Source organism: Bacterioplanes sp. CLAM21 (assembly GCF_059641015.1).
In genome coordinates, this window is the sequence record NZ_CM184929.1 from 1,877,217 (window position 1) to 1,902,430 (window position 25,214).

Genomic DNA, 25,214 nt, shown 5'->3' on the forward strand with positions numbered 1-25,214 from the left:
TGTCGCCATTTTCAGAGGAGTGCTCCATGGCCATTGTAGATTTGATTCACACCCATTTGTCCCGCGCCGACGACATCGCCGAGCAAGCGTTTCTGCGCGCTTTGCCTAAGGCAGAGTTGCATCTGCATATAGAAGGGTCGTTGGAACCTGAGCTGATGTTCGAGCTGGCACAACGTAATGGTATTGAATTGCCGTTTGCCAATGTCGATGCTGTGCGTGAAGCGTACGACTTCCACAATCTGCAGTCTTTTCTTGATATTTATTACCGCTGTGCTGACGTCCTGCGTACCGAGCAAGATTTTTATGATCTGACCTGGGCGTATATGCAGCAGTGTCAGTGCCAAGGTGTGGTACATACCGAACCGTTTTTTGATCCGCAAACGCACACGGATCGCGGCATTGCGTTTGAAACCGTAGTGACTGGTATCACTCGAGCCTTGGCAGACGCAGAGCAGCAAATGGGTATCAGCAGTGAGCTGATTATGTGTTTCTTGCGCCATCTAAGCGAACCGGCGGCGTTTGAAACATTGGAAGCTGCAGAGCCGTATCTCGATAAAATAACCGCCGTGGGCTTGGATTCGTCTGAATTGGGACATCCACCGCTTAAATTTGAGCGAGTATTTGCCCGCGCCCGAGAGCTTGGCCTTAAAACAGTGGCCCATGCCGGTGAAGAAGGGCCAGCACAGTTTATTCGTGATGCCATTGATGGTTTGGATGTTGCGCGCGTGGATCACGGTGTGCGTTGTACCGATGACGATGAGTTAATCGAACAACTCATCGATACACAAATGCCTTTAACCGTATGTCCATTGTCTAATACTCGCTTAAAAGTGTATCAGCATATGTCAGAGCACCCGATTTTAACGCTGTTAGAACGCGGTGTTCGGGTTACGGTTAACTCAGATGATCCGGCGTTTTTTGGCGGCGATGTTATGCAAAACTATTTAGCACTGGCGGAGCACCTAAATATGACTCGTCGTCAGGCGGCTTGGTTGGCTCATCACAGCTTATCGTCAAGTTTTGCATCGAGTGAGCAAAAAGATAAATGGCAGCAACAATGGCTTGAAACGCTGAAGTCATAACCAGCGTCAATGAGGCTTTGCCTTCCTTTGGGAAGGCAGTGTCATGAGCCTGCCAGCTAGTAAATGCAGCCAAAAATTTGATGGTGAAATATGTCGGACATTGGCCGACAACAAGGCATGGTTCGCTAATAGCCCAATGGCCGGGCAGCACGGGTGGTGGATCCATCCACCTAGTGTTGCACACATAAAATCGATTAGAAAAAACGTCCCACGGTAAAGCTCACTTCATCCAAGCGTGTTTCGCTATCGACAAAGATGGCCAAATTATCATCGCTCCAAATGGCCTTACGTTGGTAGCCCAGATCTAAGCGCCAAGTATCAGAAATATCAGCAATAAGGCCGGCACCTAGGTTAAAACTCAGGCCCGATAGATCGTCGTCTGCAAATTTTAGATCGTCTGAGCTGTTAAAATCTTGATAGCCCATGCCAACACTGACATAAGGTTTTACTAGTGTTTTGGTCAGAGTGATTTTCCAGTCGACCTCAGCTCCCCAAAAATGCCCGCGTGAATCGATGTCATCAAATTCAACGTTGCGTCTTGATGCGCTGAACTGTAATTGGTTACCCGTTTGGGGAAAATAGCGGCTGTAGGCCAGGCTAAAACCACGGCTTTTAACATCTGACTCTGTGTCGGTCAGACCAAAGAAGTCGTGTTCGGCATGGCCTTTGGCCAAGTTAATGCCAACTTGCGCCAAATGCTTGGATGGTTCTGCTTGGGCGAAGCTGGTTGAGCAGCTTAGGGCCAGTAATAGGGCACTGGCACTAACGTAGGAAAGGTTCATATTAGTCTCCTGGATCAAAGCGTCGCCATCATACGTCGCTTTTCTGAATAACAGCTTAACCAATCAATGGCTGATGGATGCTGCTACATCTGACAGGAGAAAGATATGAACCTTGGAGTCAGAGCATAGGGTTGCTATGCACTGAGAATTAGCCTTTTCCTTTTAATACCTGCTTAATACGCATCTGCGTTTCGTCACTTTCTAACAGAGCTGAAAAGGCTTGCATCTCTTTCTCTACTGCAAGGTTTACCCGTTGCTGGTGGTTTTCCTGGCGCATCAACTGTTTGATAGCGCGTAGCGAGTCTTGGGAATTCTGTAGCAGTGATTGTGCGGCTTTTTGTGCTTGTGCAAAGGCGCTGCCATCATCGACCACGGTGTTGATCAGACCCCAGTGCTCGGCTTCTTCAGCAGTGAAAAAACGGCCGGTAAGTAATAAATCGGCTGCCGCTTTGGCGCCAATGGCTTCTTTTAACAATACAGAGGATGCCCCTTCGGCAGCGACGCCAATTTTACTAAAGGGTAGGCTGTAGCGAATACTACGGCCAGCGAAGGCAAGATCTGCGTGCAACAGTAGGTTAGCACCAATGCCGACGGCGACCCCTTCTTGTGCCAAAATTAGCGGTTTTTGCATGCCAGCTAGGGTATCAAATATCCCAGCAACACCTTGCTGAACGCCAGCCAAGTCGCCACCGGGCAATAGGTCGCTTAAATCATTGCCGGCGCAAAATTTACCGTCAGCCCCCGTCATAATGACAACACTGATGTCGTCGCGTTGTTCGCACTCTTGTAAAGCGGAGATGACTTCTTGATAGGTTTGCACGCGAATGGCGTTAAACACTTGAGGACGGTTAAAGGTAATGGTGGCGAGTCGGTTTTCCACCGAAAACAAAATATCCTGAAACATACAAACTCCGCTGAATAAAAGGGGGATCATGGCAAACAGATGGCAGTGCAGCAATGCCTGAATCGTACAGCTGGATATCTTCAGGGTATAAAAAAGCCCGGCTAAGCCGGGCTAAGTTCTCTTTAAGTATCAATGATCCTGAGCGGCACCGGCACCCTTTGGAAAACGAATGTCTTCCACCATATGACGAATATCGTCTGGCACAGGTTTGGTGAGGTTGGTAACAATAAAGGCCGTGGCAAAGTTCAACAGTGCGCCCAGGGCACCAAAGGCCTCTGGCGCAACACCTAAGAACCAATGTTCAGCGCTATTGGGCAACATGTTGGTACCCTGGACGAAGAACCAACCCTTGTAGGTGAATATGTACAGCAGTGTCGAACTCAGGCCAACGAGCATACCGGCGACGGCACCTGTGTTATTTACCCTCGAGCTGAAGATACCCATCATCAATACTGGGAATATTGACGATGCTGCCAGTCCAAAGGCCAATGCAACAACCTGAGCAGCAAAGCCTGGAGGATTTAGTCCCAGATAGCCGGCCACCAATATTGCCCCCGCCATGGCGATGCGAGCAGCCATCAGCTCTTGTTTTTCGCTAATGTCGGGCATAAAGGTTCGTTTCAGCAGATCGTGAGAAATGGCCGATGAGATTGCCAATAGCAAGCCGGCTGCGGTAGACAGAGCGGCTGCCAAACCACCCGCAGCGACCAAAGCGATCACCCAGTTTGGTAAATTGGCAATTTCAGGGTTGGCCAGCACCATAATATCGCGATCGACTTTCACCATTTCATTGCCTTTCCAGCCGAATTCTTTTTCAGCCATAGCGGCAAATTCTGGATTTTGATCGTTGTAGTACTGAATACGGCCATCGCCATTCTTGTCTTCAAATTGCAGCAGACCCGTTGTTTCCCAGTTTTTAAACCAATCTGGGCGTTCAGCGTATTCCAGGTTGCCATCGGTTGCACCGACTTCACCGTGCTGAATGGTATTGGTCAGATTCAAGCGTGCCATGGAACCGACGGCGGGTGCAGTGGTGTACAGAATGGCAATAAATAACAGTGCCCAGCCTGCGGATGTACGAGCATCAGACACTTTTGGTACAGTAAAGAAGCGAATGATGACATGAGGTAAACCCGCCGTGCCCATCATCAAGGACAGCGTATACATCAGCATATTAAAGGTACCGCCTTTTTGTGCTGTGTATTCAGCAAAACCTAGTGCGACTAAGGTTTGATCCAGTTTGACGAGCAGTGGCGTACCGTCTGCAGTGTCACTTAAAAAGCCCAGCTGCGGTAATGGATTGCCAGTTAGATTCAGTGAAATAAAGACAGCAGGCACGGTATAGGCAAAAATTAATACGCAATACTGGGCGATTTGGGTGTAAGTAACACCTTTCATGCCACCTAGCACGGCATAGAAAAAGACGATTCCCATGCCAGCGTACAAACCTGTGGCGTAGTCAACATCCAGGAAGCGAGAAAAGGCCACGCCGATGCCTTTCATTTGTCCAATAACATAGGTGAGGGATGCGACGATCAGGCAGATAACGGCGACAATCCGTGCGGTGCGCGAATAATAACGATCACCAATAAAATCCGGCACGGTAAATTTGCCAAACTTCCTCAGGTAAGGTGCTAAGCACAGGGCTAGTAGTACATAACCACCGGTCCAGCCCATTAAAAAGATCGAGGCGTCGTAGCCTTTAAAGGCGATTAAACCGGCCATGCCAATAAAGGAAGCAGCAGACATCCAGTCTGCAGCCGTAGCCATGCCGTTGGCAACAGGGTGCACACCGCGCCCAGCGGCGTAATATTCCCCAGTAGTACCGGCTCGGGCCCAGACAGCAATGCCCATGTAGAGCGCAAATGTCGCGCCGACCACCAGATAGGTGAGTGTTTGCAGGTCCATAATGTGCTCCTCAGTCAGTCGTCATCAACGCCAAACTCACGATCGAGTTGGCGCATTTTTTTGGCGTAGAAGAACACCAGGGCAAGGAATACATAAATGGCGCCGTTTTGAGCGAACCAAAAACCCAGCCCTACGCCGCCGACGGGAATAACATCCAGCATGGGGCGCAGCAATATGCCAAAGCCATATGACACCAGCGCCCAGATAGCCAGTAGCGTTAGCATAAGTCGTATGTTGCGGCGCCAGTATGCGCTCCTGTCATCATCGGATTTGAAAGCCATAGTCCCCTCCTGATTATTATTAGTACTTATTCAAGCTAGGTGAGTCGTATCGGGTTAAGAAGATAGACCTTGGTATTAACTTCGTATGAATATCAGTGTTTTTCAAAAAAATAGTTAATAAACAATGAGTTAGAACTAGTTTTAAGGTGTTACTTTTTAACCCGACACGACCTTGGTCGTAGATGTCTGCGGTTAACATAGGGTGTGTGAAGTTTCTTTCAGCATGCCGAAGTTGCATGAAATAAAGCACGGCTATCGGCAAGAGGTGGCATTTGTAAGCCTTATAAAACGCAGTTGCTCACTAGCATAAGAACTTATTGGAGCCTAGTAACAGGTCTTTGCTAGACAGGTCATAGCGGCTTTATATAATCAGGCTGCCCTTATGGGTATGAATGATTACAACAACTATAAATTTTGGGGATCTGCTATGACTCGTTTGTTTCCTGCCATCGGTTCTATCGTCTCCCTTGGTTTGCTGGCTGCTGCTGTGCACGCTGATCCGGCAGAGGGGCGCTGGGTGACGATTGATGATGAAGATGGTTCTAAGGCCAGTGTGGTGGAAATACGAATTAACGATAAGGGCTTGCTCGAAGGCACCATTGTCGAATTATTAAGGCCGGACGATAAGGGTAAAACCTGTGAAGAGTGCCCCGATGATTTTAAAGATCAGCCGATAGAGGGCTTAACCTTTATGTGGGGTTTGGAGCACGAGGGTGAGGGCGAGTGGCGTAGTGGCCAAATCCTGGATCCTAAATCTGGCAGTATTTATAAGTCCAAGCTAGATGTAGCCGAGGATGGTCAGTCTCTTGAAGTACGTGGCTACATTGGTGTGTCCTGGTTAGGGCGCAGTCAAGAGTGGTTGCGCTATCAGCCTGAAGGTGTGGCTACCACTCAGCCCTAGCGTTGGTCGTAAACAATGGCCGCTATGAGCGGCCGTTTTCCTGGAAGTTGAACTTTTTAGGTGTGCTTTTCATGTGCACCTGAGCGGATATTTTATAAAAAGGATTTTGCGATGAACAAATACGTTGCGGTGATGGCGACGGTTTGCGCATTGAGTGCATGTGGCGCTGATTCTTCAGGTGGTGGCTCCTCTGACGGCGCCCCCTCTGTAGGTTCAGGCCCTGGGTCGACAATGACAGCAGACAATTCTATTGATGGTCAGTGGCGGGTGAATTTTAATGGCCCGGATGGCTATGACGATTATTTATTGCAGGTAGATAGCGGTGACGCACAGGCGATGCTGTATACCCTCGACTTTGGCAATGGCTGTTATTTCGAAGATCGCTATGGGTTAGCCGCTATCAGTTCGTCGCGCTGGTCGCTAACGAAAGACGATCAGTCTATTCAACTAGTGAATGCTGCCGGCGAGTTATCCTTGGCAACGCCTGCTGGCAATGTTTCTATGGCCAGGCCTCAAAGTGCTGTATCGCTGAGCGCATACTCGCCATGCGGGACGGATACGAATGACACCCCCGAACAGCCGACGGCTGATATTTCCCTGTCGCAGATCGCGGGCGTCTGGCAGCTTGGCGATGATACTCAATATATCCGCGTGCAAACATCGGGCGAGTATGACCATTATGATTGGCAGGCCGAGGAAGGCTGTTATGACTTGAATGAAGGGCAAATCATTAAATCAGGAGCCGCGACATTTACCGTTAATACCGCCAGCCAAGGCCAGCTGGCTCTCACGCTCGCTAAAGACGGTGATATCTGGCGTTATCAATCGGAGCGATTTAGTGGTGTGTTGAAAGCTGCGAATATTCGCGCATCGGAACTGAATAATGTGTGTGTGACTGCCCCCATTCCTGAGCTGCCCAGCTTAGTCAGTCGAGATGTAGGATTTAGTCGTGATGATGTGCTGACAATTTACGGTGTTTGGGAGTCACGCAGCCTAGGACAGCTATCGGCCATTTACTACTTTTATTCGCCCATGGTGGTGACGCCATTTTATCGCAATCTGCAAGGCTGCTTTGAAGCCGATCGTGAATATATGTTGTTTTCTGATCAAGACGGCTGGTTCCTTCTTAGTGAAGGCGGACGAATTGATGGCAAATACTATGGTTTTAATCGTGTGGGCGATAGCGAGTTGTCATTGTTTAAATATTATTCAGATGATCAGGCTGCCACCAGTCATCATTTGACGGCCTCGTCAGTGAGTTCTGAGCAGCTGTGGAATGGTTATTGTGTGCAGTAAAAGCTTGCCGCCCAGAGCATAGCACTGGGCGGCAGTGCCTTAGAGCGTTAACAAGTACTGCACCAAATCATCGGTAGCGCTGCCTGGTTGTGCGCACCACGGGTGGGGCGCAGCCGGCATGCCAATCGGCGTTGCTGTGCCCATTTCATCTGGGCCATATTCGCTGCGCATTTTCTGGTAGTCCCAATAATAATGCTGATCGTCCCAGGGCACTTCGACAAAGTATTTGTGCCGCTCAATAAAGCGGTTGCGTTGATAGCCTTTATCGAGCTTGGTGATATAGCTCGACTTAGGCATGCGGAAAACATCGCCTTTGCGATTTAAATCCGGGTGAGCCGCTATATGATCCGGGCCACCCAGCTCAGGGCGGACTGGAGGGTGCAAGGTATAGTACTGGTTGTACAACTCACTGCCGGGTTCACAGCGCTCGGCCGCTACCAAGTCTTCTAGATTGCGCACATGGCCATCGGACAACAAACCGCGATGCTGAGTCCAGTACAAGTCACGCAAGAAGGTGACGCGCACCGACTGAGTTTCTTTTTGGTAGATAGTAGGAGTAAAGAAGCGTCCTACTTCATCCAAACGCAGCATTTGCTCATTGGTATGAGCGCCGAGTTGATCGGTATGGCAGCTGCCGCAGTCACGATCAAAGATGGCCTGGCCGCGTTCAACGGCGGCGACGACGCCGGGGTAGTGTTGCCAGCCGGTTTGCACAAACTGCCCTTCACTTAACGACGGCTCCGTCGTTTGCTGAGCCAACTTTTGGTTGGCTTTAAGCCAGCGATACAAGCCGACGTTGCGTAAATCATCGTCGTTTTGGTCGAGGGTGGTCATATAAGCTGTGAGCGCTTCTAGCCACTCTTTTTTCATCGCTCCCTGAGCACCATCGGGTTCTTCGGAGTGAATATAAGAGCCTTCAAAACCGACGTAGGATTCGGTGTGCGACAGCGAGCGGCGAATGGCCATGTAGTTAGTAACGTTCGGAATGGCAATGGGCGAGAACTGATAGTCGTTGTCGGTATGGCTACCTTCACCATTGACGCGCACGACATTATGCTCACCTGCCCCTGCGGGGATGTGATATAGCAGCATGTCTTTGGCCACCAGTTTATTGCCTGGCGACCAGGCCGGCCCTTCTTCTAAGCCATACACGCCGTCAAACTTATCCAGCAAGGTCTGCAGTACCGTCCATTTCATGCTCCAGCGCGGATTGGGTAAACCAGGAATGACCTTGGTGATTTGCTCGCCTGGTGCGGGGGAGTAACTGATGCGATAACCATGGCAGGAGGCGCAGTTAAAGCCAATCCACTCGCCCTTGCCTTTATAGGGCTCATTGGCTTCGGCGTAGCGATAGCCGACCCAGCCAGAATCTCTAGTATTGCCTTTAAACAGCGCCGGTTGTTTGGTTAATAAGCCAGGAATAGGGGTCGGCATGGGGTATTCGGGAAAATACACATCGTCCATGGCGACATCGGGTACCTGACCACGCACGCTCGGGTAGGCGCCAAACAGTTTTAACGGGTCGGCTTTGCCTCCACCGATGGGGTCGTTGGCGCGATAGTCAAAGATGGCATCCCAATCGAGGTTACGCACACTGTGGGCGACACCAATGTTGTAATCATACGACCAGAATACCTTTTCACCTTTGGCTGCCAGTGCCGCAAAGTCCGGGTTGTCGACGTTGACTTCTATAGGGCTCGTGGCCTGACTTTGGCTCAGGGTGGAGACCACATCGCAGTTGTGCTCAAAGCTGTCATCAATGATGCGTGAGGTTTGTGCATCAATCACATTGTGGGACGAGCCGGGTTTTAGTAGCGATTCGTTATAGCCGGTGCGCTTTTGCACTTGAACGATCAGCGGTCCTGAGCTGACATGGTCCGGTACACGAAAGTCAATGCGCTCACTGCTCCAGCCAAGGATGTTCTTATCCCAGCGGTCGACCACCTCGGGCAGCTCAAAATTAACCTGATCCTTGAGCGCCAGCTCTTGTTTGAACATGCGCAAATCAGTTTCCAGGATGCGGGCATTGCCGATCATTATTTTGCTGAAATCGATATCTGGCCCTTGGCCAAAACCGCGGCCGAGCAAACGAATGTGATCGCCAGGTTTGAAGGTAGGTGCGGTTGGGCTTAATGGGGTCCAGCTGAGCTGATTATTGATCCAAATCTGCTCAATGACAGGCGGCTGGCGCTGTTGGGCCGACTGGGAGCGCAAACTTTCACGCTGCTGGTCGAACTGACAGATCTCTTCCTGATCGGGAAAGTCGCCTGGGAGTTCGAGGATACAGCCGTTTAAAGTAATGGCCGCCGCCATAATCAGTGGTCGCCGGCCCGACAAGGGCTTAAGAGTCATGGTGAATTGTCCTTAACTTATCGTTGTTGTGGGTCGCGTCTCTCTATTGGTTGCGCGAGCGGCCAGAGTAGCGCTATGCGGCCTTGCGTAATGGGCGATTCCTGAAAAGGCGACGATTTGCAGTGGATCGGCTCACAATGACCTTTATAGGTATTTTGCGGTTAATACCTATTTGTTGATCTGCATTCAATAAATACAGCAGCGAAGGCCTTCGCGGTTCCGTGATGGATGCTTAGTCATAATCGGGTAACTACATAGGTCGGGGTTGTGAAATTTCTATTTGCAGTGTCAGTTTGGCAGGTTGTAAATAATATGCGGAACTCTGTTGATTAATCGAACAATATTCGTTTTTGTGGCGTATAAATAACAGCTTGTTACTATTTGAACTTTTGACTATCGGTCAAATAAGACAAAAGCAATAAAATGCAGCGGTTTCTGATGAAAAACAGTAAGATGCGCGCTGACTTGGGGTAAGTAAATCTGCTGCAGTTATTTGACAAGCTACCTCTGTTCCTGTCATAAAACTGCGGCGTTTCTGTCAAGTAACAGACTTGTAACATAACAACCTTACCCTGCGCGGGTTTATTTGGGGGCCTGGTAACAGGCAAAAGAAGATTGATACGGGTAACAACTATGCCGATGCAACTGCGAACTCGTAATATCCTGGCGGCTGCAGTGATCACCGCCGGAGTAGCGTTCGGTGCGCAAGCCAACACAGTCGACACAGCACTGGAAAATGGCGCTAAGCGAGTCAATAAGGCTCAGCAGTCACAGAAAAAAATCGATGCGGTCGAAGATAAAATTCGAGCTGCCGAAGCCGACTATCGCGTTCAAGTAAAGCAGATTGACGACCTGAAGGTTTACGTTAAACAGCTGGATGCGCAGCTCAACGATCAACAAAACAAGCTAAGCGAGCTGGAGGCCAGCATCAAACAAGTGAAGTTGGTTGAACGCCAGATCACTCCTTTGATGCTGAAAATGACCAATGCCCTTGCTCAGTTTGTGAAAGCAGACGTTCCGTTCTTGGCGGACAAGCGCCAAGGTCGTGTTGCTGGCTTGTTTGACTTGATGAAGCGTTCTGACGTCACTGTGGCGGAGAAATATCGCAAAGTGATGGATGCTTATCAGGCAGAGGTGGATTACGGTCGTAGCATCGAGTCTTACCGCGGCACGTTGGAATTAAATGGTCAGGCTCGTGAAGTTGACTTCTTACGAGTTGGGCGCATTGCACTGGTTTACCAGTCGCTCGACGGTAAGGAATTGGGTGTTTGGAACAACACCTTGCGCGAATGGCAGTCACTGGATGCGTCCTATAAGAGCCGTGTGATGGCTGGTATTCGTATTGCACGTGAACAAGCAGCGCCAGCATTGATTGAGGTGCCTGTTGCAGCACCGCAGGAGGCCAAATAATGAAAATCAAAGCTCTATTTATGGCCGCTGCACTGACGATTGCGGCTCCGTTCAGCCAAGCGCAAGAGTCGCTGACCGTTGATGATCTGTTGAAGCTCGTTAAAGAAGGTCAGGCACGCGACAATCAAGAATTCAAACAGCGACTGAATCGCTTTAATAGCTCAAAAGCAGAGCAAGAAAAGTTACTGGCGCAAGCCAAAGCTGAACTTGCCCAGCTGGAAAAGCTCAGTTCACAAAAAGAAGCGCAAGCGCGTCAAAATGAAGAGACCATTGCTGAAACAACGGCAACTCTCACTGAGCAGATGGGTGACCTGAAAGAACTCTTTGGTGTACTGCAACAAGTAGCCGGTGATGCAAAGGGTGTATTTGATGGCTCTGTCGTCAGCTCTCAACTGCCTGGCCGCGATCAGTTCCTGACAGACCTCATTGCTACCGCAGGCTCTTCATCTAAATTGCCATCGATCGAACAGCTAGAGCGCTTGTGGTTTGAAATGCAGGCCGAAGCGACTTACTCAGGTCATATTGCCAAGTATGAAGCGCCGGTGGTTTTACCAACGGGCGATACAGTGACCAAAACCGTGACTCGTGTCGGCGGTTTTAACGCAATTGCAGACGGCAAATATCTGAACTGGGACATCCAAACGGGTCGTTTAGTTGAGTTGGACAAGCAACCGGCAGGCCGTTATACCGGCCCTGCTGCCGAGCTTGAAAATGCCAGCGGCGCTGAGTTGACCGGTTTCTGGATCGATCCGTCAAAAGGCACTCTGCTGAGAATCATGGGCCAGTCCCCTGAATTGATGCAGCGCGTTGAGCAAGGTGGTGTAGTAGGTTACATCATTATTGCACTGGCCGCTCTAGGTGTGGCATTGGCGATCTGGCGTATGGCCGCACTGCAAGTAGAGCGCAGCAAGGTCTATAAGCAAATGAACACAGACGCAGCCGATGAAGGTAACTCATTGGGTCGTGTTATGGCGGTCTTTAATGCCAATAAACATGCGGATACCGAAACCTTGGAACTGCACTTAGGTGAAGCCATTGCCGCTGAGATTCCACGCCTGACGCGTGCGATCGGATGGATCAAGATTATTTCTGTAGTGGCGCCATTGTTGGGTCTGTTGGGTACGGTAACCGGTATGATCGACGTGTTTGAAACTATGTCTCTGTATGGTACGGGCGATCCAAAACTGATGGCGGGCGGTATTTCTCAGGCTCTGGTAACGACAGTTCTGGGTCTGGTGGCAGCGATTCCATGTGTGTTCCTGCATACCTTAGCGTACAACCGTTCGCGTGAACTGATGATGATTCTGGAAGAGCGCGCCACGGGCATCTTGGCGCGTCAAGCTGAGCAACATACTAAAGCGGCGTAACTACTATGTTCGTTGAATTGTACGAGCCGGTATATTTGTTTATGGAGCGTGGTGGTGACGTTCTATACGGTATTCTCGGGTTGATATTCGTTCTGTGGCTGATGGTTCTAGAGCGTGTTGCTTATTTCACTTTCGTACATAAGCGGTCTGTTAGGACCGCTGTACAAGAGTGGGAAGCTCGTTCGGAACGTCGCTCTTGGCATGCCCATCAGGTCCGTCAGGACCTGATCGGCAAGCTTGAGTTCGACCTAGTAGCCAATATGAGCACGATCAAAATGTTAATCGGCTTAGCACCTCTATTCGGTTTGCTGGGAACAGTGACCGGCATGATTGAGGTGTTTGATGTAATGGCGTTTTTAGGCAATGGCAGCCCTAAAGCAATGGCCTCGGGCATTTCCAAAGCCACGATTCCTACCATGGCTGGCATGGTGGGAGCACTGACTGGCGTCTTTGCGCAGTCATTGTTGGACCGTTACATCAGTCGAGAAAAAATTCATCTGGAAGATCAATTAACATTTGATCACTGAGTGAGAAAAAAGTTATGAGACGTGGTTTTTCCAATCTGGCGGCGGCCGAAGAGGAAGGTCAAATCGACATCACACCAATGCTGGACGTGGTGTTTATCATGCTGATCTTTTTTATTGTGACGGCGTCGTTCGTAAAAGAAACCGGTATCGAGGTGAGTCGCCCTGATGCCAGCACTGCTCAATCAAAACCGCGAGCCAATATCCTGATTGCCATTAATGAAATGGATGAGATCTGGATTGATAAGCGCCGGGTGGAAGAAGGGCAGGTGCGTGCCAATATTGAGCGTATGCATGCTGAAAACCCACAGGGTACTGTGGTGATTCAGGCGGATGAAGAAGCCAAAACCAAAATTTTGGTTGCGGTAATGGACGCGGCTCGTGCTGCAGGTGTTTACGACGTATCCCTGGCGACAGAGAGGTAAACATGCAATCTGCCTTTGTACGCTATGGCGCTTCGCTTGCCATTGCAGCGGTGGCAACCTTTGCTGTTTTCTGGGTCATGCAGAGCCTCATTAGTAGTAGTGGCTCTGTGGTCAACACTCAGGAGTATGCTCGCATCGAGAGCTTCATCATGGAAGAGCCTGATGATGAGGTGCGAACCAAAGAGCAAAAGGTTAAAAAGCCACCGACACCGCCACAAGAGCCACCGCCACCAGAGATGCCAAAGCCTGACGTTGCCAAGGCATCCGCTGATGGATTTGATCTCGGTGGTTTTGATATCGAAGCTGACTTAAATCTTGACAGTGGTCTGGGCGGGGCAGCTGTTAGTGATGGCGAGTATTTGCCAATTTTCAAAGTGGCACCGAGATATCCTCAGCGCGCCGCAAATCGTGGTATTGAAGGCTATGTGGTGGTTGAGTTTACTGTGACCAAATTGGGCACCGTATCCGACCCTCGCGTTGTCGAAGCAGATCCACCAGGCGTATTTGATCGCGCCGCTCTGAAAGCAGCTGCTCGGTTTAAGTACAAGCCTAAAGTTGCTGACGGTCAGCCGATCGAAGTGCCAGGGGTGCGCAATATCATCCGCTTTGAGCTTGAAAAGAAGTGATGGGAGATAAGCTATGAAAACTTTAGTGACCATGGTCGCCACCGGCGTTCTCTCGTGCTCCTTGATGGCTGTTTCTCCTGCGCCTGTGTTGGCTGCTGAGCATGCATCTTCGCAGGCTAAGGAAAAGAAGAGTCGTGTGAAGCGCACGCAGACTTTAAGCCAGCAGGTGTATAAACGCCTGGAAGCGATTAACGAGCTGGTGACCAATGAAAGCTATGGCGAAGCCCTAGACGATCTGCAAAGTCTGGAAGATAGACGGCTCAATAGTTACGAGAAGGCGCTCGTTCTCAATACTAAAGCTCTGATTTACATCAGTCAGGAAGACAGTGCAAAGGCCATCAAGACTTATAAGCAGATGACTGCCCTGGAAGATATTCCGGACAGCCTTGAGCAGGGTGCGCTTTACAACTTAGCTGGTCTTCATATGAGAAATGAGGACTTTGAAAAGGCGCTGGTGCCGTTAAACCAATGGTTTGACTTGGTTGAAAAGCCAAGTGCTTCGGCTTACGTACTGCGTGCCCAGGCTTATTTCCAATTGGATAAGTTCAACAAAGCTTTGCCGGATATTAAAGCGGCTATCGCTGACTTCAAGGAACGGGGCAAAAAACCGCGTGAAAACTGGTTAGTGATTGAAGGTCGTATTTATCATCACAATAAGGACTTCAAAAGCTTAGCCCGTTGCATGCAGGACCTGGCCACCTACTATCCTAAAGAGCAGTATTGGATTCAATTGGCGGCGGTGTATGCAGAGCTAGATCAGCCAATCAAGCAATTATCGGCGCTGGAAACGGCATACGATAAAGGATTATTGGTTAAGGAAAGCTCTCTGGTGAACTTCGCTAGTGTGCTGTTGGGCCAAGACGTTCCATACAAAGCTGGGCGCGTCCTTGCCAAAGGCATGAAAGATGACGTGGTTGAGAAAGACGCACGTAATCTAACTTTGCTGGGTGATGCTTGGATGGCGGCTAAAGAGTACGATAAAGCCATTGTTATCATGGCCAAAGCGGCAAAAACGTCCGGCAAAGGCGATGATTATTACAAGCTGGCTCAGAACTATCGCGCTCGCGAGGAGTGGAAAGAAGCCCTTGATAGTGTCAATGAGGCATTAAAAGATGACGCTTTAAAGGCACGTCATGAGGCTCTTAGCTTAAAGGGTATGGTGCTGTTTAGGCTGAAGCGCTTTGATGCGGCAGAGAAAGTATTTGCCGGCATAGTGGCTGATAATCCTGACGACCCTATCGCTCCAAAGTGGTTGGCACACGTTCAGCATGAGCGGAAACGCTTTGAATACATGGCTGACGTGCAGTAACCATATTGGTTGCGGCTGTTGAAACCGGCGCTCACCTAGGTGGTGCCGGTTTTTTTATGTCTTGTGGTCAGGGCAACTCGGTATAATGCAAGCCCGTTTGAATATAGATTGTGAGTTGTATGGGCTTTAAAGCAATAGACCAGGCTAGCTATCTGCGCACCGTATCGCGTTTGCAGTGGACGCTAGTGATAGCTTTATTTGTATTGAGCTTAGGCTTGTCTGAGTTGTACCACCTGCTGTGGGCGGATGTGGAGGGTTTATGGCTTAATGCCGCTGCGGTAATGACGGCTCTATTGTTGGTGTCAGGCGTGGTTTACTCAGTTCGGCATCGGCCCTGGATGGAAGATATCCGTTACGTGCTGACTTTAAAGGGCGAGTTTAACCGTATTTATCGTGCCAGTCGCAAGTTAGAAGCGGCATTGGCCAAAGATGATCCGGACGCAATTTGCATTCGCTACTACAGCTTGCATGGCTCTTTCTTTTTATACCAACTGGAAAATAACACCCTGACTCTGGATGAGCTGCAGGAACAAATGGTTCAACTCGATCAGCAAATAGAACGGCTGGGCTTATCCATCAGTGTGGATGATTATCATTCAGGGCTGCTGGCCAAGCTCTAGTGCGTGCTTTGGTCAAGTTATGTAGAATACCTAGCCCCCGAGTTTCTGGCAGAGCAACTAGCGTCATGATGAAGTACGTTTCTACCCGTGGTAGCGCTCCTGAGTTGAGCTTTGAAGAGGTATTGCTGACTGGCTTGGCCAGTGATGGCGGCCTTTATGTTCCTAAAGCGGTTCCACACTTCAGTCTGGAAGAGATTGAGTCGTGGCGTGATCTGCCATACACCGAGCTGGCGCACAAGGTGATTTATCCTTTTGTTGAAGGGTGTATCGATGCCGCCGCGTTGAAGGGCATGATTGACGAGGCGTATTCCAGTTTTGGTCACAAAGCCATTGCCCCTCTGCAGCAGCTGGATCACAACGAATATGTATTAGAGTTGTTCCATGGCCCAACGTTAGCATTTAAAGATTTTGCCCTGCAGCTGCTGGGACGCCTGCTCGATTATGTGCTGGAAAAGCGCAACGAGAAGGTGGTGATTATGGGTGCCACGTCTGGTGATACCGGCTCCGCTGCCATCGAAGGCACTAAGGCTTGCAACAACGTTGATATCTTTATCTTGCATCCTCATGGTAAGGTATCGGATGTTCAGCGTCGGCAAATGACTACAGTTCAGGGCGATAATATTCATAACATCGCCATTGAAGGTAACTTTGACCAAGCTCAGGATATGGTCAAAGCCAGTTTCCGTGATCAGCAGTTCTTGCGCGGCGAGCGCAAACTGGTGGCGGTGAATAGCATCAACTGGGCACGCATCATGGCGCAGATTGTTTACTATTTTTACGCCAGTCTGAACTTGGGAGGGCCACTGCGTTCAATGGCCTTCTCAGTACCTACCGGCAACTTTGGTGACATTTTTGCTGGCTACATGGCACGTAAAATGGGCTTGCCGATAGAGCAGCTGGTGATCGCAACCAACAGTAACGATGTGCTGCATCGCTTAATGAGCAGCAACCTGTATCAGGTTAAACCGCTGCTGCACACTATCACTCCATCGATGGATATTGCTGTCTCCAGTAACTTTGAGCGCCTGTTGTTTGATTTGTATGACCACGACGGCGCTGCGCTGGCACAGCTGATGGAGCAAATGAACCAGCGCGAGCAAGCGGTTGAGCTGGATGTTGATCGATTGGCTCGGGCACGAGAGCTGTTCGATAGTCATGCCGTTGACGAAGAGACCACCATTGCCACTATACAAGCGGTGTTTGCCGAAAGCGGTTATCTATTGGATCCGCATACGGCCATCGGCGTGGAAGCTGCACGTCGCACCCGTCGTCATGCTCACTTGCCCATGATCACGCTGGGCACTGCCCACCCGGTGAAATTTGAACAGGCTATTCAACAAGCAGGCTTCCCGACCCCAGCGCTGCCCCATCATTTGTCAGATCTGCTGACTCGCAAGGAGCGTCTCACGGTACTTCCAGCTGAGCTGGGCACTGTGCAGCAGCACATTGCGGATACCGTATTTGCTTGATTGACTTATCTTTCAGCGCCTCTCACGAGGCGCTTTTAAAACTCCCCGCCGAAGCGCTGCACGCCTTTACCAGCTTTGATCTGTTAGCAGATGCGGTCTATCTCGTTGATCCTGTCAGTGGCCAGTTGCTGTTGGCAAATACCGTCGGCTTGCTACAACTGAAGCTGGATCTATCGCAGCTGCGTCAGCTCAGCATCGTTCAGCTGTTAAAAGAAGTAGACGACGTGCCGCACTGGCAGTGCATGGTCAATAGCATCGCTGCTCAGTCAGATTACACCTTTTGCGGCCATCATATTGGCAGCGATGGTGGTGAATTTAGTGTTGAAATCCTATTTCGCCAGTTGCTCTGGGGTGAGCAGAGTTATGTGCTGTTGCAGGCCCGTAGAATTGCCCAGCGCGATGTCGTACAAAGGCAGTTGGGCGGTTGTGAGCCGTTGCTAAACTATGCTTTGAATGAAGCATTCGATGGCATGTGGGACTGGAACATCATCACCAATGAAGTATTTTTTAGCCCGCAGTTAAAGCGCATGCTGGGCTATGGCCCATATGACCTAAAGCCCCATTTGGATAGCTGGAAAAACAACATCCATGTTGATGACTTTGCTGCTGTGATGGCTGCTATTCAGTCGCATATTGAGGGCAAAACAGAGGCTTACGCCGCTGAGTATCGTCTTGCCAATCGTGCCGGGCGATATATTTGGGTTCGCGATCGCGGTCGTATTTGTCAGTATGATGAGCAGGGTCGTCCTTATCGAATGGTCGGTATGGTGCACAATATCGATGAGCAAAAGCAGCTGGAGCACAGGTTGCGAGAGCTTGCCGGTCTGGATGATTTGACCGGCCTTTTGAATCGTCGTGCTGGTTATCAGCAATTTGAGCAACAATTGCAGTTGGCCCAGCGTCATCAGTTTTCATTGGCCGTTGCACTGATAGATATCGATTTTTTCAAACGCATAAATGACGGCTGTGGCCATCAGATGGGAGATCAAGTGCTACGGCAAGTGGCGCAGCAGTTATCGACTCGATTGCGGCGTACGGACGTGTTAATGCGTTGGGGAGGGGAAGAGTTCCTGTTGCTGATGCCCCACACTGCGTTGTTGGATGGTCATCATTTGTGCCAACAGTTGCGGCAGCAGTTGCATGATTGTTTGTGGCCGGGAGACGTTGAAAGCGTCACTATCAGTATTGGTTTAACGGCGTTGCAGTCGGATTCTGGTACCATTACCGAGTTGATTCATAAGGCTGACCAGGCCTTATACAGAGCGAAAGCGCAGGGGCGCGATCGCATCGTTATCTCTGAGTAGTCACAATAGAAGGGCGCTATGCAGTATCAAGATTGGCAAGAATACCGTCAGGGTTGGATTTTTCGTCACCGCGAGCTTCCTATACCTGATGATCAGCGTCAGCAGATACGCCCTTTGGCTGCCGAAAGTGCCGCACAGGTGTGGCGCCAGCAGATTAGCCTAGAAGCTTCCCATGCCAGTCACTTTCTTAGCGATGATTGGCCGGCGCGCAATGGCGTTTGGCAATCTGAACGCTTTGCTTGGCAAGAGCCATGGGAAAGTGACGATGTGCAGCTGCCGCAGGAGATCGCCGAACATTGTGATTGGCAGGATAATACCGTCGTTTTCTTTTGTTACGATGTACACCATGTGGTGGAAACCAACTGGCGTATCTTTAAGCAGCACTGGAAGAACTTTCTATTTTTTGATGATGGTCCTCTATTGATTGCCAAGCGTCGCCAAGAGGTGGTGCAGTTTTTTAGTGACGGCCAATATCAATTAGGTATAAAACCTAAATGATCAGTGCAAATAACTATTGCATGCAGATATAAATACGATTGGTTTTTATTTTAATATTTCTTAAAAATATGCGTAGAGTGCCAATATTATTAAACTATTGGCGTCTGCGCGCTTCACGGCATACACTCCCATCTATTGCTGAATGGAGTGACTCTTATGCAAGGTGATAGCAAGGTGATCGAGTACCTGAATCAGGTGCTCAGTATCGAGCTGACCTCAATTAATCAATACTTTCTTCATGCCCGTATGTTCAAAAACTGGGGCTTGGAAGAACTGAATGAAAAAGAATACAAAAAATCGATCAAAGATATGAAGCAGGCGGATGCCTTAATCGAACGTATTCTTTTTCTCGAAGGTCTGCCCAATTTACAAAAACTGAATCGTTTGCGTATCGGTGAGGCGACGGCAGAAATGCTGGGCTGCGATCAAGAGCAAATCGTAGAGCAGTTGGACGTGATGCGCGAGGCAATTGCTTACTGCGAAAGCGTCAAGGACTTTGTTAGTCGTGAGCTGTTGCGAGATATTCTTGAATATGAAGAAGAATATCTGGATTGGCTGGAAACGCAGTTGCAGCTTATCGCCGATATCGGTATTCAAAATTATCAGCAGTCCATGATGCAGGAGTAAGGTATGAAAGGTGATCCGCAAGTTATTGAAAAGCTGAATGAGCTGCTGGCTGGTGAATTGAGTGCGATGGATCAGTACTTTATTCATTCACGCATGTATGAAGATTGGGGCCTGACCAAGCTCTACGAACGTATTGACCACGAGTTTGAAGACGAAAAGGGTCATGCCGCTAAACTGATCGAGCGTATTTTATTCTTAGGTGGAACCCCTGATATGGTCACCCGAGTGCCGTTGAATATCGGTAAGGATGTTCCGGCCATGTTACAAAGTGACCTTGACCTGGAATATAAGGTGATTGTTGATTTGCGTGACGTTATGGCGCTATGTGAGCAGGTTCGTGACTATCAGACACGAGATATGCTGCAAGTGCTGTTGGATGATACCGAAAACGACCACACCCACTGGCTGGAGCAGCAGCTGGGGCTGATTACTAAGATTGGTCTGCCGAACTACCTGCAGTCGCAGATGGGCTGATGTTTGCTCGGCGCCCTATGCTTTGGGCGCCGCGTCCTCATTGTTCTGAACTTTTCCTTTCTCTACCCATCGAACCCCGCTTTTATGCCATGCTCTGCAGCCTGAAGTCGGTGGGCGTCGCTTTCTGCCCTCTGATGACAGTGCAATCTGTGGTTAAATGCGCAGCGGTTTTTTGTGGTGGAGAAAGAATACATGTTCAGAGTTTGCTGGCTGGCACTGATGATGCTGAGTGGCTGTGCCTATTGGCCGTCGGCAGAACATCGCCAACTAACCCCTCAAACACTGAATGATGCCTTGCAGTCACAGCAGCAACAACAGTTGCAGCTGATGTCGCAGCAATGGCTGGAGGCATGCCAGGGCGTGCAGCAATCGCTGGGAGAATTGAACCAGACGGTGCAGCGGCTTGCTCATGAGCCAGTCAGTACGTCACCTGAGCCGGCGACGGCAGTTCCATCTTCGCCTGAATTGACGGCTACAGATGTTAGCTGCTTACCACCGGTTGTGGATGATGACAGCCAGATAGATAAAGTCATTGTTGGCTCTGTTGAGTGGTTGTACCTGCCGGCACTGCAAAAATATTTGCCTGCTCGTATCGATAGCGGTGCCGCCACGTCATCTCTTAGTGCCACGCATATCACACCGTTTGAGCGTAATGGTAAGCGTTGGGTGCGCTTTACCGTTAATCACGAAGACATAGGTGGAAAGGTTGAAATGGAGTCGCCGATTAAGCGCTATGTGCGTATCCGTCAGGCGTCCAGTGATGACCTGGATCGCAGGGCGGTGGTGACTCTGACGGTGTCGTTGGGCAAAGTGCTGCGACAGGACGCCGAATTTACCCTAACGGATCGCCGCGATATGGATTTCCCACTGTTGCTGGGGCGAGAGTTTCTGCGTGATGTCGCTTTGATCGATGTCGCCCGTGAGCATATCCACCCGAAAGCCAATCTAGTCAAAGATGATGAAACCTCTGAGGAGTCTGCGCCATGACGGCTCGTGGCCCGTTTGTATTGGTGGTGCTGCTGTTTTTACTGGGTTCGGGCTTAATTCTGCACCGCCATGTGCAATACGACGTGCCTTTATTGCCTGGCGAAAGCCAAACGCTGTGGCTGGTGGAGGCGCGCATTGACTTTGTCGCCGATGGTCAACCGGTTCGAGTGGAAATGGCCAGGCCGACCTTGCAATCAGCATTAGTGCCGTTGCAGGAAACGGGAGCTTCGCCCGGTTATGGCCTCAATTTTGTTGAGCAGCCCCACGCCAGGGCGGTGTGGACGGTGCGTCAGGCTAGTGGGCCGCAAACGCTATTTTATCGCAGTGAGATACTGGTCAGCCCGGGACAGGACGTCGAGCCACAACCTGCGCCTGAGTTACGCCAACGTCAGTGGCCGGCACCCTACGCCAGTGCGATTCGTGACGTGATGGCGCGTGCGCAAAAAACATCGGCCGATCATTTTAGCTATGCCAGAGAGTTGTTTAAGCTGTTTGCTGCGCCACAGCCGCTACAGCATGTGGCGCTGTTAAAAGATAAATACGGTCAGCAGATTCCTCAGTTATTGGCCGATATGCTGCAGCAAGCGAATATTCCCGCCGCTGTCGTGTATGCCTTGCCGTTGGAAGATGGGCGCCGTAATCAGGGGCTGTTGCCCATTGTTAAGGTGTGGCAAGGCGATGGTAGCGAATTGTTCCCTGTGCCGGGGCATGAACTGCCTACTCTGGCACCTGAGCAGCTACTGATTTGGAATCCTGGCGGTCAGCCAGTGGTGGACGTGATGGGAGCGCGTCATTCCAGTATTCGCTTTTCCATGATTCGACAGCAGGAGTCGGCCTACGGTGCCTTGTCCGAGCAGCTGTCGGGCCAATATGATTTATTTAACTTTTCTATTCACGCACTACCGATTGAAGAACAAGCCGTTTTTAAAACGATTCTGCTACTGCCCATTGGTGCATTAATTGTGTGTTTTTTGCGAATTCTTGTGGGTCTTCGAACGTCTGGAACCTTTATGCCAGTACTGATCGCTCTGGCATTTATGCAAACATCGTTGTTGACGGGTTTGGTGGGCTTTATTTTGGTGGTGGGTGCCGGTCTGATGGTGCGCAGCTACCTATCTAGCCTGAATTTATTATTGGTCGCCCGAATAACAGCAGTGATAGTGTCGGTGATTGCTATTGTCGGATTATTCAGCGTATTGGCCTATAAATTTGGCCTGACAGAAGGTCTAAAAATCACCTTATTCCCCATGATTATTTTATCCTGGACCATTGAACGCATGTCTATCTTGTGGGAAGAAGAAGGTGCTCGTGAAGTGGTTATTCAAGGAGGTGGGAGTCTGCTCACTGCTGTGTTGGCGTATCTTGCGATGAGCCATCCTTGGATTCAGCATCTGACCTTTAACTTCCTTGGTTTGCAATTTGTGGTGTTGGCCCTAGTGCTGATGATAGGTTCTTATGGTGGTTATCGTTTGCTTGAACTACATCGCTTTCGGGAGTTTGGGCGTTGATGTTTGACCGCTGGCGCAAAATTAAAGCCAACGGCATTCTTGGAATGAATGGCCGCAACCGTCACTACATTGGCCGATACAATGATCGTGCTTTGTTTCCATTGGTGGATAACAAGCTAAAAACCAAGCAGCTGGCTGAGCGCTTTAATATTCCAACGCCGAAATTATTGCATCAGGTTGAACGACAGCATGATGTGTACGAATGGCATCATTGTGTGCCGGAGGGCGAAGGCTTTGTCATTAAACCGGCGAAGGGCAGTGGCGGAAAAGGCATTGTCGTTATCGATCACAGTGAGCCGGGTCGCTACATTAAAGCCAGTGGCGCCGTTTTAACGCTGGACGACTTACGCCGTCACTTGTCCAATACTTTGTCAGGTCTGCACAGTTTGGGTGGTAGCCCTGATAGCGCCATTATTGAGCAGAGGGTGGTGGCAGAAACGTCGCTGCAAGCATTTGCTTATGAAGGCTTGCCGGATATTCGCGTCATTGTTTGCTGTGGTTTTCCGGTGATGGCGATGACTCGCTTACCGACGCGGGAATCGGACGGCAAAGCCAATCTGCACCAAGGTGCGATTGGCGTTGGCCTGGATATGGCAACGGGGCAAGCCATCAGTGCCGTTCAGCATGGCAACCCGGTCAGCGAGCATCCAGATACTGGCCGTTCTCTTAAGCAATTATTTATCCCTGGTTGGACTGATTTATTGACCTTTGCTGCCACGTGTTACGACATGACAGGGCTTGGTTATCTGGGCGTGGATTTGGTGATCGACGAGCATCGTGGGCCTTTATTGCTGGAATTAAATGCTCGTCCTGGGCTGGCAATTCAAGTGGCCAATCAAACTGGTTTATTACCGCGTTTAAAAGCAGCGGAGCAGCGCCGTCAGCAGGCGCTGCGTTGGGACCCGGCACAGCGCGTTGCAACAGCGCAGCAGCTGTATACTCAATCTAATAGTCCTTCCAAGCCTGATGATAGTTCATTTAATGAGCCTAGTTGATCAAACAGCTGCTGCTCGTCCAAACCCAGCTGATGGGCAGTATGGCTTGGAAATCCCTCGATAATGTCATCTTCTCGCTCGTGGTCGCTCTGGCAGCTACGTAAGTAGCGTGCCAGATACAAAAGTCCGGCAAGATTACTAAAAGGCAGTTCTAGTTCGGGATTATTTTGTCCGGCAATTGCTTCTTGTATGGCGGTGGGAAAATTCCAGCGTCGCGCCAGCTCGGCGCCGGCTTCGGCTGAAGTAAAGCCCAGCTGTACCTGCTCTAATAAATGTCGAGTACCACCGAGTTTTACTGATTGGTCAATGCTGTGTGCGGCTTCGGGCATGGTGCTATGAAGCAGTAACTCACCAATGCTATGTAGCATGCCACAGGTAAAGGCGGTTTCTTTATCGCCATCGGGCGTGAATCCGGCCAACCAATGAGAAATGGCTGCAACGGCAAATGCATCTCGCCAGAATTTTGTTTGATCAAAGCCCGCCGGCGCATTAAAAGCGGAAGTCATGCCAGACGCCAGTACCATGGTGCGAAGTGTGCTGAACCCTAACAGGGTAACGGCATCATGGGCGCTAGAAACGTCACGTGACAGTCCATAGTGAGCTGAATTGGCTAATCGTAAGACTTTGGCGGTGAGGGCTGGGTCCATGGCCACTTTTTTGCTTAGCTGATCCATATCTGCATTTTCATCGTTCATGCTGTCAATCAGCTCTTGCACCACTTTGGCTATGTGAGGCAGCTGAGTGCTCTGGGCAAAAATATCCGACAAGCTCATGGTGGGTTCCTTGTGAGGTGTTCATCTCATCAGCATAGGCAATAACCACTTGCGCGCCGCGCTTTGTCGGCCTGAGTTGCGAAAAAGCTCTGATATTATCGGCTCAATTATTGAGTGGAGAAGTGCATGTGCAACTGCAAACACAGCAGTGTCATTGGTTGGATGCGCAGGGGCAGTAGTGCTCAGCAAGACACTATGGCCATGATGTTCGAGGCTGAAGATTAGAGACCTCAGTTGACTGTTATCATATGGCGATGATGCAGGAAAATACTCATGCTTGGCTCGATGAGCATATTGGCCGGGTTGGGTATGTTCAATTTGCCGATTGCCCAGGGCGTGCTGAACCTGGCACTGGACCGCTTGATTTGCAGGCTATTTTTGCTCAGTTACAGGCTCAGGGCTGGGTGCTGAATACCGGCCCAGTCAGGCAGCTGAGCAAACACTATCCAAGCTTCAAAACAGCGATTGCTGAGTGCCGTTAGTCGGACGTCCATCGAGCTCACCTGCAGTGGGCTCCGGCTCTGGTGGGAACAGCTCTTGCTGAGTAGGGGCTGGTTCGGGGGGAGCAGTGTCATCACTGCGATATTTGGCTTGCAGTATTTTGCGGCGGCGTTTTTCGCACAAATTGATAATGATTTGCTGTTGGTGGGGGGTAAGTTCGTGCCAATGGAAACGTTCTTCGCGACTGCGTAGGCAGCCTTTGCAATAGCCACGATTATTGGCCTGGCAAATGCCACGACAAGGATTGGGAATACTGAAAAGTTCGCCCTGATCCAACATAACAACGCTGTC

The 25,214-nt window shown here is 50.0% G+C and carries 26 protein-coding genes; 19 read left to right on the forward strand and 7 right to left on the reverse strand.

From position 1 onward, the window contains the following. The first annotated feature begins 26 nt into the window (after window positions 1–26). The gene (locus AC55FS_RS08720; protein ID WP_496935694.1) at window positions 27–1,082 is read left to right on the forward strand and encodes an adenosine deaminase; all 1,056 of its coding nucleotides are present in this window, start codon (window positions 27–29) and stop codon (window positions 1,080–1,082) included. Between the two features lie 194 nt (window positions 1,083–1,276). On the opposite strand, the gene AC55FS_RS08725 is transcribed toward AC55FS_RS08720, so the two are convergent. From AC55FS_RS08725 to AC55FS_RS08740, 4 genes are all read right to left on the reverse strand, one after another. Next, complete coding sequence (locus AC55FS_RS08725; RefSeq protein ID WP_496935695.1) at window positions 1,277–1,864, reverse strand: outer membrane protein; 588 nt, start codon at window positions 1,862–1,864, stop codon at window positions 1,277–1,279. 148 nt (window positions 1,865–2,012) lie between these two features. After that, window positions 2,013–2,768, reverse strand: a complete 756-nt coding sequence (locus AC55FS_RS08730; protein ID WP_496935696.1) for an enoyl-CoA hydratase/isomerase family protein — start codon at window positions 2,766–2,768, stop codon at window positions 2,013–2,015. A 129-nt stretch (window positions 2,769–2,897) separates the two neighbouring features. Beyond that, the gene (locus tag AC55FS_RS08735; RefSeq protein ID WP_496935697.1) at window positions 2,898–4,676 is read right to left on the reverse strand and encodes a sodium:solute symporter family protein; all 1,779 of its coding nucleotides are present in this window, start codon (window positions 4,674–4,676) and stop codon (window positions 2,898–2,900) included. A 14-nt stretch (window positions 4,677–4,690) separates the two neighbouring features. After that, window positions 4,691–4,957: a DUF4212 domain-containing protein gene (locus AC55FS_RS08740; RefSeq protein ID WP_496935698.1), complete on the reverse strand. Its 267-nt coding sequence runs from the start codon at window positions 4,955–4,957 to the stop codon at window positions 4,691–4,693. A gap of 427 nt (window positions 4,958–5,384) precedes the next feature. Here AC55FS_RS08740 and AC55FS_RS08745 point away from each other — a divergent pair, with 427 nt between their 5' ends. Together AC55FS_RS08745 and AC55FS_RS08750 are read left to right on the forward strand one after the other, a co-directional pair. After that, a complete protein-coding gene (locus AC55FS_RS08745) occupies window positions 5,385–5,858 on the forward strand; it encodes a DUF2147 domain-containing protein (protein ID WP_496935699.1) in 474 nt (157 codons plus the stop codon). A 111-nt stretch (window positions 5,859–5,969) separates the two neighbouring features. Further along, a complete protein-coding gene (locus AC55FS_RS08750) occupies window positions 5,970–7,154 on the forward strand; it encodes a hypothetical protein (protein WP_496935700.1) in 1,185 nt (394 codons plus the stop codon). Window positions 7,155–7,193: 39 nt separating this feature from the next. On the opposite strand, the gene AC55FS_RS08755 is transcribed toward AC55FS_RS08750, so the two are convergent. Further along, window positions 7,194–9,506, reverse strand: coding sequence for a hypothetical protein (locus AC55FS_RS08755; protein WP_496935701.1), 2,313 nt, complete (start codon window positions 9,504–9,506; stop codon window positions 7,194–7,196). A gap of 633 nt (window positions 9,507–10,139) precedes the next feature. On the opposite strand from AC55FS_RS08755, the gene AC55FS_RS08760 reads away from it, so the two are divergent. The 15 genes from AC55FS_RS08760 (at window position 10,140) to AC55FS_RS08830 (ending at window position 23,649) form a co-directional block, all read left to right on the forward strand. Further along, window positions 10,140–10,916, forward strand: a complete 777-nt coding sequence (locus tag AC55FS_RS08760) for a DUF3450 domain-containing protein (protein ID WP_496935702.1) — start codon at window positions 10,140–10,142, stop codon at window positions 10,914–10,916. Continuing rightward, on the forward strand, window positions 10,916–12,283 hold the full coding sequence (locus AC55FS_RS08765) for a MotA/TolQ/ExbB proton channel family protein (protein WP_496935703.1): 1,368 nt from the start codon (window positions 10,916–10,918) through the stop codon (window positions 12,281–12,283). The genes AC55FS_RS08760 and AC55FS_RS08765 overlap by 1 nt, the downstream gene beginning before the upstream one ends. 5 nt (window positions 12,284–12,288) lie before the next feature. Continuing rightward, on the forward strand, window positions 12,289–12,810 hold the full coding sequence (locus tag AC55FS_RS08770) for a MotA/TolQ/ExbB proton channel family protein (protein WP_496935704.1): 522 nt from the start codon (window positions 12,289–12,291) through the stop codon (window positions 12,808–12,810). Between the two features lie 14 nt (window positions 12,811–12,824). Continuing rightward, window positions 12,825–13,232 carry an ExbD/TolR family protein gene (locus tag AC55FS_RS08775; RefSeq protein ID WP_496935705.1) on the forward strand — a complete coding sequence of 136 codons (408 nt, stop codon included), beginning with the start codon at window positions 12,825–12,827 and terminating at the stop codon, window positions 13,230–13,232. Between the two features lie 2 nt (window positions 13,233–13,234). Then, window positions 13,235–13,858, forward strand: a complete 624-nt coding sequence (locus tag AC55FS_RS08780) for an energy transducer TonB (RefSeq protein WP_496935706.1) — start codon at window positions 13,235–13,237, stop codon at window positions 13,856–13,858. 13 nt (window positions 13,859–13,871) lie between these two features. Then, window positions 13,872–15,167 (forward strand): tetratricopeptide repeat protein, encoded by a 1,296-nt coding sequence (locus AC55FS_RS08785; RefSeq protein WP_496935707.1) that lies wholly within the window; start codon window positions 13,872–13,874, stop codon window positions 15,165–15,167. 119 nt (window positions 15,168–15,286) lie between these two features. Then, the gene (locus AC55FS_RS08790; protein ID WP_496935708.1) at window positions 15,287–15,787 is read left to right on the forward strand and encodes a DUF3087 family protein; all 501 of its coding nucleotides are present in this window, start codon (window positions 15,287–15,289) and stop codon (window positions 15,785–15,787) included. Between the two features lie 68 nt (window positions 15,788–15,855). Next, window positions 15,856–17,256 (forward strand): threonine synthase, encoded by a 1,401-nt coding sequence (gene thrC / locus AC55FS_RS08795; RefSeq protein WP_496935961.1) that lies wholly within the window; start codon window positions 15,856–15,858, stop codon window positions 17,254–17,256. Beyond that, the gene (locus AC55FS_RS08800; RefSeq protein ID WP_496935709.1) at window positions 17,253–18,560 is read left to right on the forward strand and encodes a sensor domain-containing diguanylate cyclase; all 1,308 of its coding nucleotides are present in this window, start codon (window positions 17,253–17,255) and stop codon (window positions 18,558–18,560) included. The genes thrC and AC55FS_RS08800 overlap by 4 nt, the downstream gene beginning before the upstream one ends. 18 nt (window positions 18,561–18,578) lie before the next feature. Continuing rightward, on the forward strand, window positions 18,579–19,058 hold the full coding sequence (locus AC55FS_RS08805; protein WP_496935710.1) for a DUF2947 domain-containing protein: 480 nt from the start codon (window positions 18,579–18,581) through the stop codon (window positions 19,056–19,058). Window positions 19,059–19,214: 156 nt separating this feature from the next. Beyond that, window positions 19,215–19,685 (forward strand): bacterioferritin, encoded by a 471-nt coding sequence (bfr, locus tag AC55FS_RS08810; RefSeq protein WP_496935711.1) that lies wholly within the window; start codon window positions 19,215–19,217, stop codon window positions 19,683–19,685. 3 nt (window positions 19,686–19,688) lie between these two features. Continuing rightward, on the forward strand, window positions 19,689–20,159 hold the full coding sequence (gene bfr, locus AC55FS_RS08815) for a bacterioferritin (RefSeq protein WP_496935712.1): 471 nt from the start codon (window positions 19,689–19,691) through the stop codon (window positions 20,157–20,159). Between the two features lie 192 nt (window positions 20,160–20,351). Then, window positions 20,352–21,146 carry an ATP-dependent zinc protease family protein gene (locus AC55FS_RS08820; protein ID WP_496935713.1) on the forward strand — a complete coding sequence of 265 codons (795 nt, stop codon included), beginning with the start codon at window positions 20,352–20,354 and terminating at the stop codon, window positions 21,144–21,146. Then, window positions 21,143–22,654 (forward strand): inactive transglutaminase family protein, encoded by a 1,512-nt coding sequence (locus tag AC55FS_RS08825; protein WP_496935714.1) that lies wholly within the window; start codon window positions 21,143–21,145, stop codon window positions 22,652–22,654. Before AC55FS_RS08820 ends, AC55FS_RS08825 begins: the two co-directional genes overlap by 4 nt. Continuing rightward, complete coding sequence (locus tag AC55FS_RS08830) at window positions 22,654–23,649, forward strand: alpha-L-glutamate ligase-like protein (protein ID WP_496935715.1); 996 nt, start codon at window positions 22,654–22,656, stop codon at window positions 23,647–23,649. Before AC55FS_RS08825 ends, AC55FS_RS08830 begins: the two co-directional genes overlap by 1 nt. Here the strand turns inward: AC55FS_RS08830 and AC55FS_RS08835 are convergent. Continuing rightward, complete coding sequence (locus tag AC55FS_RS08835; protein ID WP_496935716.1) at window positions 23,595–24,422, reverse strand: HDOD domain-containing protein; 828 nt, start codon at window positions 24,420–24,422, stop codon at window positions 23,595–23,597. The two genes, AC55FS_RS08830 and AC55FS_RS08835, sit on opposite strands and share 55 nt — an antisense overlap. 248 nt (window positions 24,423–24,670) lie before the next feature. Here AC55FS_RS08835 and AC55FS_RS08840 point away from each other — a divergent pair, with 248 nt between their 5' ends. Further along, entirely contained in the window at window positions 24,671–24,904 is a 234-nt protein-coding gene (locus AC55FS_RS08840; RefSeq protein WP_496935717.1) for a hypothetical protein, read from the forward strand. On the opposite strand, the gene AC55FS_RS08845 is transcribed toward AC55FS_RS08840, so the two are convergent. Then, on the reverse strand, window positions 24,876–25,202 hold the full coding sequence (locus tag AC55FS_RS08845; protein ID WP_496935718.1) for a DUF1289 domain-containing protein: 327 nt from the start codon (window positions 25,200–25,202) through the stop codon (window positions 24,876–24,878). The genes AC55FS_RS08840 and AC55FS_RS08845 overlap by 29 nt on opposite strands. Window positions 25,203–25,214: the final 12 nt, after the last annotated feature.